Annotated in this window: 11 protein-coding genes and 1 pseudogene; 4 read left to right on the forward strand and 8 right to left on the reverse strand. The window is 64.2% G+C overall.

Annotated elements, in window-relative coordinates; all coding sequences use genetic code 11:
- Nucleotides 1-3 precede the first annotated feature (3 nt).
- On the forward strand, nt 4-1,452 hold the full coding sequence (locus Q7T45_RS12645) for a bifunctional serine/threonine-protein kinase/universal stress protein (protein ID WP_304871215.1): 1,449 nt from the start codon (nt 4-6) through the stop codon (nt 1,450-1,452).
- 111 nt (nt 1,453-1,563) lie between these two features.
- Here the strand turns inward: Q7T45_RS12645 and Q7T45_RS12650 are convergent, their stop codons facing one another.
- Together Q7T45_RS12650 and rpe are read right to left on the reverse strand one after the other, a co-directional pair.
- Nucleotides 1,564-2,130, reverse strand: coding sequence for a hypothetical protein (locus Q7T45_RS12650; RefSeq protein WP_304871217.1), 567 nt, complete (start codon nt 2,128-2,130; stop codon nt 1,564-1,566).
- A 64-nt stretch (nt 2,131-2,194) separates the two neighbouring features.
- Entirely contained in the window at nt 2,195-2,896 is a 702-nt protein-coding gene (rpe, locus tag Q7T45_RS12655; protein ID WP_304871219.1) for a ribulose-phosphate 3-epimerase, read from the reverse strand.
- Between the two features lie 246 nt (nt 2,897-3,142).
- Between rpe and Q7T45_RS12660 the strand changes: the two genes are divergently transcribed.
- Together Q7T45_RS12660 and Q7T45_RS12665 are read left to right on the forward strand one after the other, a co-directional pair.
- Nucleotides 3,143-3,901: an EF-hand domain-containing protein gene (locus Q7T45_RS12660; RefSeq protein WP_304871220.1), complete on the forward strand. Its 759-nt coding sequence runs from the start codon at nt 3,143-3,145 to the stop codon at nt 3,899-3,901.
- Between the two features lie 63 nt (nt 3,902-3,964).
- Nucleotides 3,965-4,432, forward strand: coding sequence for an EF-hand domain-containing protein (locus tag Q7T45_RS12665; RefSeq protein ID WP_304871221.1), 468 nt, complete (start codon nt 3,965-3,967; stop codon nt 4,430-4,432).
- Nucleotides 4,433-4,447: 15 nt separating this feature from the next.
- Here the strand turns inward: Q7T45_RS12665 and Q7T45_RS12670 are convergent, their stop codons facing one another.
- Nucleotides 4,448-5,443 (reverse strand): P1 family peptidase, encoded by a 996-nt coding sequence (locus tag Q7T45_RS12670; protein ID WP_304871223.1) that lies wholly within the window; start codon nt 5,441-5,443, stop codon nt 4,448-4,450.
- Between the two features lie 305 nt (nt 5,444-5,748).
- Here Q7T45_RS12670 and Q7T45_RS12675 point away from each other — a divergent pair, with 305 nt between their 5' ends.
- On the forward strand, nt 5,749-6,144 hold the full coding sequence (locus tag Q7T45_RS12675; protein ID WP_304871225.1) for a response regulator: 396 nt from the start codon (nt 5,749-5,751) through the stop codon (nt 6,142-6,144).
- Nucleotides 6,145-6,344: 200 nt separating this feature from the next.
- Here Q7T45_RS12675 and Q7T45_RS12680 read toward each other — a convergent pair whose 3' ends face one another.
- The 5 genes and pseudogenes from Q7T45_RS12680 to Q7T45_RS12700 form a co-directional block, all read right to left on the reverse strand.
- Nucleotides 6,345-7,463 carry a branched-chain amino acid ABC transporter substrate-binding protein gene (locus Q7T45_RS12680; RefSeq protein ID WP_304746587.1) on the reverse strand — a complete coding sequence of 373 codons (1,119 nt, stop codon included), beginning with the start codon at nt 7,461-7,463 and terminating at the stop codon, nt 6,345-6,347.
- Nucleotides 7,464-7,627: 164 nt separating this feature from the next.
- The gene (locus tag Q7T45_RS12685) at nt 7,628-8,362 is read right to left on the reverse strand and encodes an ABC transporter ATP-binding protein (protein ID WP_304871227.1); all 735 of its coding nucleotides are present in this window, start codon (nt 8,360-8,362) and stop codon (nt 7,628-7,630) included.
- Nucleotides 8,359-8,769, reverse strand: coding sequence for an endonuclease domain-containing protein (locus tag Q7T45_RS12690; protein ID WP_304871228.1), 411 nt, complete (start codon nt 8,767-8,769; stop codon nt 8,359-8,361). Before Q7T45_RS12690 ends, Q7T45_RS12685 begins: the two co-directional genes overlap by 4 nt.
- Nucleotides 8,770-8,897: 128 nt before the next feature.
- Entirely contained in the window at nt 8,898-9,731 is an 834-nt protein-coding gene (locus Q7T45_RS12695) for an ABC transporter ATP-binding protein (RefSeq protein ID WP_304871230.1), read from the reverse strand.
- Nucleotides 9,728-10,492, reverse strand: a pseudogene (locus Q7T45_RS12700) (branched-chain amino acid ABC transporter permease); the annotation flags it as partial. The pseudogene Q7T45_RS12700 and the gene Q7T45_RS12695, both read right to left, overlap by 4 nt.

A 10,492-nucleotide genomic window follows, 5' to 3' on the forward strand; every position in this document is an offset into this window, starting at 1 on the left:
GCGATGGTCAATACATTGGTTGAGCCGGGCGCCGTCATCGACGGTTTCACGATCGGGGAGTGCGTCCATCGCGGCGGCATGGCGGAGCTCTGGAGCGTGACCTGGCCCGACAGCGACACCCCGATGCTGATGAAGGTGCCGAAGGTTTCCGAGGGCGAGGATCCCGCCGCCATCGTCGGTTTCGAGATGGAGCAGATGATCATGCCGCGGTTGTCGGGACCGCACGTGCCGGCCTGCTTCGGGGCCGGCGATTTCGCGCGGCAGCCCTATGTCGTGATGGAGCAGATTCCGGGCGAGACGCTTTACCAGCGCCTCCGCGAGTTGCCGATTTCCTACGAAGAGGCGAGGGCCATCGTCGGCAAGATCGCAACCGCGCTGGCCGACCTGCACACGCAGAACGTCATCCACCACGACATCAAGCCGAGCAGCATCATGTTTCGTCCCTCCGGCGAGGCGGTGCTGATCGACTTCGGATTGTCGCATCACAACCAGCTGCCGGATCTGCTGCAGGAAGAATTCCGGCTGCCCTACGGCACCGCACCGTACATGGCGCCCGAGCGCCTGCTCGGCGTGCGCGACGATCCGCGCAGCGACCTGTTTTCGCTCGGCGTGCTGCTGTACTTCTTCACCACGGGGGTGCGGCCGTTCGGCGAGAGCGAGACCCTGCGCGGCATGCGGCGGCGGCTGTGGCGCGATCCCTATCCGCCGCTCAAACTCAAAGCCGACTATCCGCCCTGGCTGCAGGAAGTGGTGCTGCGCTGCCTGGAGATCGAGCCGGTCTGGCGTTATCCCACCGCGTCGCAACTGGCGTTCGAACTCGCGCATCCCGACCAGGTCAAGCTGACGGCGCGATCGGAGCGGCGGGACCGCGATCCCCTCAGCACGGTGCTGCGCCGCCGTTTCAACCGAGAACTGACGCAGCCGAAGCCGAAAGCGGAGCTCGCCGCGCAACTGGCGTCGTGTCCGATCGTGGCCGTCGCGCTCGATACCGCGGAGGGGGCCGACGAGCTGAACGAGGCGCTGCGCGTCACCGCCGGGCGAATCCTGGCGACACTGCCCTCCGCGCGGCTGGCATGCCTCAACGTCCTGAAGCTCAGCCGCGTCAGCATCGACAAGACGCTCGACGAGCAGGGCAACAACAAGCACATCGACCGGATGGTGAGCTTGCGGCATTGGGCGTCGCCGTTGAAGCTCGACGACAACAGGCTCACGGTCCATGTATTGGAAGCGATGGATCCCGCGGCGGCGATCCTGGAGTTTGCCGCCGTCAATCATGTCGATCATATCGTCATCGGCGCGCGGCGGAATTCGCTGGCGCGGACGCTGCTCGGCAGCGTCTCCGCCAAGGTGGCGACCGAGGCGGCCTGCAGCGTGACCGTGGTGCGGCCGCCGCGACTGGCGGCGGTGCCGGAGCTGGCGGGAACAGGCAAGGGGCCCGACAAGGAATCGTAGGGTGGGCAAAGCCAGCGGTCGCGCGAACGCGCGCCCGATGGCGTGCCCACCATTCTTGCAGCGGCGCCGTTGATAGATGGTGGGCACGGCGCAAGCGCGCCTTTGCCCACCCTACGAATTCTTGCGGGAACGGCGTGGCGCAGTCTGGTCTCGCGCGCGTTCGAGAATGTCCCGGACGCGGTCAGCGTCAGGAATGCAGCGAAAGCCGTAGCGGCCGGTGTAGTCGGCATCGGGAGAGCGAGTCGAAACCCCGGACGCGAAGTTCAGGTGGCCGGCGCCGCGGCTGATGTCGAGGATTTCGAAGGTGGCGTCCATGTCTTCGAACGCGGTTCCGGTGACGGTCCGTTTGCCCCACACCGTGCGCAGGATCAGCGCGCGGCGGTCGGTGATCACGCACAGCGTCTGCAGGTCGTACAGCAGCATCACGAAGGGCGCCGCGATCATGATGGCGCCGGACATCAGAAAGAACGTCGCCGATTGATCGATCCAGCCTCTGGAAGCCGCGACGGCGCTGAGGATCAGCCAGGGAAATCCGACCCACCACAGAAACCGCCACATCAGCATGTCGGCGATGGCGTCGGGCTGGCCCTGCCAAAGCACGCGCTCGCCGGGTTGCAGCGTCTTGATCAGCAGCCGCCGCAGACCTGCCGAAAACAGCGTCGATCGAATTTCGTCCATGCTCATGGCCGTTGGTCGCGGCAGCGCAGGAAATTGTTCGATTCCAGGGACAGCCTGAGGAGGGCTAAATCGCTTCGCCGCGCGCCAGCGCCGCCGCATTGCGGATCGCGGAAATATTGGCCTTGTAGCTTTCCATGGTGCCGCCCTTGAACACCGCCGAGCCCGCGACCAGGGCATTGGCGCCGGCGGCGGCAAGTGCGCCCGATACATCCGGGCCGACACCGCCATCGACCTCGATATCGATCGGGCGGCCCGCGGTCATCGCGCGGAGGTCGCGGATCTTGCCCAGCGCCGAGGGGATGAAAGCCTGGCCGCCGAAGCCGGGATTGACCGACATCACCAGCACGAGGTCGATCAGGTCGATGACATATTCGATCGCCGAGATCGGGGTGCCTGGGTTGAGCGAGACGCCGGCCTTCTTGCCGAGCGCGCGGATCGCCTGCAACGAGCGATGCAGATGGGGACCTGCCTCGGCATGCACCGTAATCTGATCGCAGCCGGCCTTGGCGAAGGCCTCGAGGTAGGGATCGCAGGGCGAAATCATCAGATGCGCGTCGAAGATCTTCTTCGTGTGCGGGCGCATCGCCTTGATGACATCGGGGCCGTAGGAAATGTTGGGCACGAAATGCCCGTCCATCACGTCGAGATGGATCCAGTCGGCGCCGGCCGCATCGACGGCGCGGACCTCTTCGCCCAGCCTGGCGAAATCCGACGCCAGGATCGACGGCGCGATGACGAGGGGACGTGACGCAAATTGGGCGGACATGTGCGCTTCCCGGGCAGTTGCAAGGCGTGGCGGAACGGCTCCGCGTAACATGCGCCAAGTCCGGGGGCAATGCGGGCAGGCTGGGTCGGAAAAATCTGCCGTGACGGCAGCTATTGCCGGGGAGATTGAGCCATGGCCGGTGCAAGAACCCTGGTTTTATTGGCTTTCTGCAATGGCACGGAGTTTGCTGATCCATCGGCGTGGAAGTAACAGGCCGCGCCGTGCGGCATTTGCCGGAGTTTGGTCATGCTGCAAGCCCTTGGCGCCGCGACGTCCGCGCTGGACCTTCTGAAATCGCTGACCGCATCGAAAACGCAATCCACCAGCAACAAGCAGGAACAGAAGAACCCGTTCGATTTCTCCGGTAGCAGCACCGCCACCTCGGAAACCTCGTCGGCCAAGTCCGGAACGGCTGGCGGCTCGCAGATATCGCCGGCGACGATGAGCGCGCTGCTGGCTGCGCAAAGCCAGGCAACGACAGGATCGACCGCATCGGCGTCCACCAGCCGCTCGGACCCGCTGAAGGACCTGTTCGCTCAGATCGACGCCGACAGCGATGGCAAGCTCAGCAACTCGGAATTCGAGCACGCGCTCGGCGCCGGCGGGACCAACCTGAAGCAGGCGGACAGCGTATTCGGCAAGCTGGACAAGGATGGCGACGGCGCGGTCAGCCTCAACGAAATGATGTCGGCGCTGAAAGGCAAGGCGCATCGTCGCCATGACGCCGCAGGTTCGGACGGTCCCGGAGCCCCGGGTGGAGCGGGCAAGGATCCGCTGATGCAGGCACTGCAGGGCGCATCCTCGACCTCGGTCACCAACAGTGATGGCTCGGTCACGACGTCGCTGACCTATGCCGACGGCTCCAAGGTGACGATGACATCGGCCGCGGCCAGTTCGGCATCCAGTGCGGCGACGTCCTCCTATAATTTCATCGAGCAGATGATCCAGCGCCAGGCGCAGGCGATTTCATCCGCTTCCACCGGTTCACTTTCGGTCAGCGCCTGACATATCGGCTAGCCGGAGCGTTCGCGAAGAGCCGCCTTGCGAGGCAGTTGTTGGAGTTCTTTCATGCAGCTTTCGGCTTACACCGCGTCGTCCGTCCTTGAGTTGCTGAGATCAGTGACCTCATCGAATTCGTCGTCGGCCAACTCCACCCGCTCAGGCCGGGAATCCTCGGATCCCTTCGGCGATATCTTCGGCGGGACCGCGATGTCCGGAAAATCGACTCCGTATTCCGGGCTCGATGGGTTTCCGCAGATGTTTCCGCAGATATCGTCGGCCACGATCAACGCGCTGCTTGCGACGCAAAGCCGGCCAGCGACCGCGCCACTCCCGTCGGCAGGGACCGGCAAGCCTGACGTCCCCAAGGACCCGTTCGCGCAACTCGATGCCGACGGCGATGGTCTGGTCACGAAATCGGAATTTGAGGCAACGGCAACCGGCGCCGCGACATCATCCTACAATGTCATGAAAGAGATGATCGCGCGTCAGATGCAGGAGTTTGCAACCTCGTCCAGCGCATGGATGAAATTCTGAACGTCAGCGAACGCTCTACCCAAATCGGTCCTTCCACGCCGGCAGCGCGCCGGGGAAGGGCAGGGCGGTCGCCTCATAGACGCCGCGGGCGATGGCGCGGGCCATCACGTTGGCCGCGACCATGCCGAGTTCGGTGAGACCGGCCAAGGGATCAACGGGCTTTTCGCCGGTAGCCGCGGCAAACACCACATCGCCATCGAGCGGCGCGTGCACCGGATAGATCGCGCGGGCAAATCCGGTCTGCGCCATCATCGCCAGCCGTTTTGCCTGTGGCTTGGTCAGCGCCGCATCGGTCACGACCACGGCCAGCGTTGTGTTTTCCACCGATGTCGCTGATGTGCCGCCCTTGATGCGCATCGTGAGCATGTCCGGCGTGAAGTCCACCGGCAATCCGCCCCCGCCGAATTCTTCGCCGGCTTCAAACGGAGCCGCCCAGAACCACGGTCCGTCGCCGACGGTAACGCTGCCGACCGCATTGACCACTGCAATCGCGGCGACCTTGATGCCTCCAGCCGTCGCCGCCGATGCCGAACCGATGCCGCCCTTGAAAGTCGCGGTGGTGGCGCCGAGCCCGGCGCCGACGCTGCCGAGCGCGAAATCCGCTGATGCCACCGCGGCCGCGGCATAGCCGAGGTCGCGGTAGGGCGCAAAACGGCCCCAGGCCTTGTCGCCGCCGTTGAGCAGGTCGAAACAGATCGCGCCCGGCACGATCGGGATCAGCGCGCCGCCGATGGCAAACCCGCGGCCGTGCTCGGCGAGCCAGGCCTGCACGCCGCCGCCGGCCTCGAGCCCGAACGCCGAGCCGCCCGCCAAGGCGATACCGTGAATCTGCTCGACGGTGTTTTCGAGGTCGAGCACCGCGCCCTCCCGGATACCGGGCCCGCCGCCGCGGATATCGATCGCCGCCACCGCGGGCTTATCGAAAATGATCGCGGTGACCCCGGATGCAAGTCGCCGGTCATCGGCGTGACCGACGCGGACGCCCGAGATATCGGTGAGGAGGTTCTTCATGCTTTAACGGTGTCCGCGTCGAATCGCACTACTTTACCGCATCCCCGGAAACCGCATATCCGTCCGATATCGCAATACCGCTTGCGAGCAATGCTGTCGCGGGGAGGGCGGTGATGGATAGCGCTATCGCTTGTCCGGCGAATGGTCGTCTCTCTCCCGAAGGTTACGTTTGGGTTAATTCGGCAGGCGATCGGAGCACAGCAGTAACGGCATCTTTACTGACACCCGGAATATTGAGCGGGACGTCGATCCCAACCCGCCCGTCCGTTGTAGGCTGTCCTAGAGCCGTTCCGGGAGCCACCCCATTGCCCCGTATTCTTGTGATCGACGACCAGTCCGATGTGCGCGCGATGATCTCCATCGTATTGCGTATCCATCATTTCGATGTCGTCGAAGCCGCCAGCGCCGAGGCCGGGTTGAAGGAATTCGAGGGCGCCCAATTCGACCTCGCGATCGTCGATATCTTTTTGCAGGGAATCAACGGTTTCGACGTGATCGGGCTGATGCGTGAGCGCGTTCCGGGTTTTCCTGTGGTCGCGATATCGGGAATGACGGCGCTCGACTTCGTCTCGGCGTCACCCGAACTCTCCGACGTCGTATGTCTGCAGAAGCCGTTTCGTCCCAATCAGCTGGTCCGCGCGGTCGAAGCGGCGTATCAGCGCTCCGCGCGATACATCGCCGAAAGCACCGACGTCGCCTAGAGCCGTTTTCGCAGAGATGATGACGTGTTGTTCTAGCGCAAGATCGGCAGCGCTTCCGGAGGCAGCAGAAGTTGGATGCTCCGGGCGCCGGGGCGCGTCGGGAACCTTTTTTCATTTCGTTTTCTGATGATGAACGTCAATCCAAAAAAACGCCCCGGCGAACCGGGGCGTTTGATGCGTCGATGGATCTGGTAACGAGCCTACGATCCCTTGGGATTGATCTCGGCGTAGTTGCCCTTGGCGTCCCACTTGTAGACGACATAGTCGATCGCCTTGATGTCGCCCTTGGCGTCAAAGCCCATCTTGCCGAGCACGGTGTCCCACTCGCCGGCCTTGATCGCCTCCATCACCTTTTTCGGATCGGTCGAGCCGACCTTGGCCACCGCCTTCGTCCACACCTGCATGGCGGCGTAGGTGTAGAGCGTGTAGCCTTCCGGATCGATGTTCTTGGCCTTGAACTTCTCGACGATGGCCTTCGCGGTCGGCTTGTTGCGCGGGTCGGGACCGAAGGTGAACAGCGTGCCTTCGGCGGCAGGACCCGTGATCGACGCGAATTCCTTGTCGTTCATGGCGTCACCCGCCATCAGCACCGTCTTGAGGCCCTGATCGCGCATCTGGCGCAGGATCAGGCCTGCCTCCTGATGATAGCCGCCGACGAACACGAGATCGATATTGTCGCGCTTCAGCCGCGACACGATCGAGTTGAAGTCCTTGTCGCCCTTGTTGTAGGACTCGAACATCTTCTCGGTCATGCCGGCCTTGTTGAGCGCCTTCTTGGTTTCGTCGGCGAGACCCTTGCCGTAGGTGGTCTTGTCGTTGAGGATGGCGACGTTCTTGCCCTTGTAGGTCTTGGCGATGAATTCGGCGGCGACCAGGCCTTGCTGGTCGTCACGGCCGCAGACCCGCGCCACGTTCCAGAGCTTGCGCTCCGTGAACAGCGGATTGGTCGAGGCCGGCGTGATCTGCAGCACGTTGCCGTCGGCATAGGCTTCCGACGCCGGGATCGACGACGACGAGCAGAAGTGACCGGCGACGAACGGGATTTTCGCACTGGCGAACTTTTCCGCCACCGAGCGGGCCTGTTTTGGATCGCAGGCATCGTCGCCGACCTGCAGCGCCAGCTTCTTGCCGAGCACGCCGCCGGCGGCGTTGATGTCCGCCACCGCCTGTTCGGCGCCGTTCTTCATCTGCCGGCCGAATGCGGATTCGCCGCCCGTCATCGGGCCCGCCACTGCGATGCTGATGTCCTGCGCCAGCGCCGTCGTCGACAGCGCCAGTGACGCGCCCAATGCCAGGCCGATGAGTTTCAATGATTTCATAGGTGGTCCTCGCGGTGATCTCTAGGGGACTTGCCCGGCAGCCCGCCGGGTTGGAAAATCGAGGTCATTGTCGACTGATTTTGCCGTGAAGTCATCGGCAATTTTCGGGCAAATCCACGGTTCAATCGCAGCATCTTGCCGCAGCTTGGGTGTTTCGGACCCGGCTAGGCGTGCCGGCCGCCTTCCAGATAGGCGGCGCGGATTTCCGGACGCTGCAATAGCTCGGCGCCGGTTCCTTCCAGCGTAATCAGGCCGTTGACCATGACATAGCCGCGATGGGCCAGCCGCAGCGCGTGATTGGCGTTCTGCTCGACGATCAGCACGGTGAGGCCGTCCTGCCGGTTCAGGGTCCGGATGGCATCGAAAATCTGCCGCGCGATCAGCGGCGCAAGCCCCAGCGAGGGCTCATCGAGCATCAGGAGGCGAGGGCGGCTCATCAAAGCGCGGCCGATCGCCAGCATCTGCTGTTCGCCGCCCGACAGCGTGCCGCCGCGCTGCGTCATACGCTCCTTGAGCCGCGGAAACAGCGTCGTTACCCGCTCCAGCCCGGCGGCGCGCTCGGCCTCGCTGCAATCGGTGGCGTCCGCTCCCATCTGCAGGTTTTCCGCCACGCTCATGCGCGGGAAAATCCGGCGGCCTTCCGGCGACTGCGCGATCCGCATCCGCGCGATCTCGTGGGTCGGCACGTCGGTGATATCGTTGCCGTCGAACAGGATCTGCCCGGAGCGGGCGCGCGGCCGGCCGAACACCGTCATCATCAGCGTCGACTTGCCGGCGCCATTGGCGCCGATCAGGGCGACGATCTCGCCGGGGTTGATGGCGAGGTCAACGCCTTTCAGCGCCTCGATCTTGCCATAGGCGGCGCGCAGGGCGCGGATTTCGAGCAGGGGAGACGTCATGGCGTGCTCCCATCTCTTGGAAGCGGTGCGGTTTTTGGAAGCGGTGCGGCGTCTTCTCTCCCTCCCCCTGAAAGGGGGAGGGTTGGGGAGGGGGTTTTCTCCGCTTGCGCAAGCCTTTCCGCATGCCGGAGAAGATCGCTGAGGACGCCCTCCAGGTTCGACAGGACATCATTGTTCCAATAGCGAACGACCACAATGCCTTTGTCCGTAAGCCAAGCCGTTCGGCGATCGTCGGCCTGCTTCACCTGTTCGGCGTGTTGCCCGCCATCGACTTCGACCGCCAAGCGGAGGCTCGGGCAATAGAAGTCAACGGTGAAGGGTCCAATCGGATGCTGCCGCCTGAAATGAAGACCGTTGAGCTGATCGCGGCGAAGCGCTCGCCACAGCCGGGCTTCAGCGTCGGTCATGTTGCTGCGGAGATTTCTCGCCCGTGCAGTGACAGCTCTTGTGCGGGAAAAGCGTGACCCCCTCCCGCCCGCTTCGCGGTCGACCTCCCCCTTGCAGGGGGAGGTGTCATGCGTATCGGATGGCGCGGTCACGTTCCACTCTCCATCACCGCGATCGCTTCTTCCTCGTCGGCGCCGAGATAGGCCGCGATCACCTTGGGATCGTCGCGGATCTGCTGCGGCGTGCCTTCCGATATCTTGACGCCGTAATCCATCACCACCACGTGGTCGGAGATTTCCATCACCACCGACATGTCGTGCTCGATCAGGAGAATCGAGGTGCCTTGCTCGGCGCGGATCGAGAGCAGCAATTCGCTCAAGGCGGCGCTTTCGCGCGCGTTCAGCCCGGCGGCCGGCTCGTCGAGGCACAGCAAGGCCGGCTCGGTGCACATCGCGCGGGCGATTTCGAGACGGCGCTGGTCGCCATAGGGCAGGTTGCCGGCGGCGTCGTCGGCGCGCTCCAGGAGGCCGATGCGCTCGAGCCAGAGTTTCGACAGATCGATCGCGTCCTTCTCGGCGGCGCGCCACGACGGTGCGCCGATCAATCCGAGAAAGGTCAGGCCCGACGCCCGCATCAATGCGTTGTGCTGGGCGACCATCAGGTTTTCCAGCGCGGTCATGCCGGGAAACAGCCGGATATTCTGGAAGGTGCGCGCGACCCTGGCCTGCTTGGAGATCCGGAAATCGTTCAGACGTTCGAGCTGAATTTGCCGGCCGTCGTCGTGCGTGATCTTCAGGCTGCCGCCGCTCGGCTTGTAGAAGCCGGTGATGCAGTTGAACACCGTGGTCTTGCCGGCGCCGTTCGGTCCGATCAGGGCGGTGATCTTGCGCCGTTCGGCGCCGAAGGTGAGATCGTTGACGGCGACGATGCCGCCGAAGCGCATCGACAGATGATCGACGTTGAGAATGCAATCCGCGCTCATCCGTGCCCCTCTTTGACGAGGTCGGACGAGATCGCCTGGCTGTGATGCAGGAATACGGTCGGGGCGCGGTGGCCGATCAGCCCGCGCGGCCGCCAGATCATCAAGAGCACCATGGCGAGCCCGAATACCAGCATGCGGAACTGTTCGAGCCCGCGAAACAGCTCAAAACCGCCGATCATCACCAGGGCTGCGAGGGCGACGCCGAGTTGCGATCCCATGCCGCCGAGCACGACGATCGCCAGCACCAGCGCCGATTCGTGGAAGGTGAAGGATTCCGGACTGATAAAACCCTGCCGCGTGGCGAAGAACGCGCCGGCGAGGCCGCCGAACATCGCGCCGGTCGCGAATGCCGTGAGTTTTGTCGTTGTCGTGTTGATGCCGAGCGCGCGGCAGGCGACCTCGTCCTCGCGCAGCGCTTCCCAGGCGCGGCCGATCGGCAGGCGGCGCAGCCGGATCGTCACCCAGTTCGTGAGCAGCGCCAGCGCCAGGATCAAATAGAACAGGAACACGATGCGGTGGGTCGTCGAGAATTCGACGCCGAGTCTGGCCGCCAGGCCGTCGTCGCCCGGCGTCAGTGGAATGCCGAAGAAGGACGGTCGGGGAATCCCGGTGACGCCATTGGGGCCGCCGGTCAGGCTCTGCCAGTTGATGATGACGAGGCGGATGATCTCGCCGAACGCCAGCGTCACGATGGCGAGATAGTCGCCGCGCAGCCGCAACACCGGAAATCCCAGCAGCACGCCGCAGAACGCCGCGAGAAT

Source organism: Bradyrhizobium sp. (assembly GCF_030646015.1).
GTDB lineage: Bacteria > Pseudomonadota > Alphaproteobacteria > Rhizobiales > Xanthobacteraceae > Bradyrhizobium.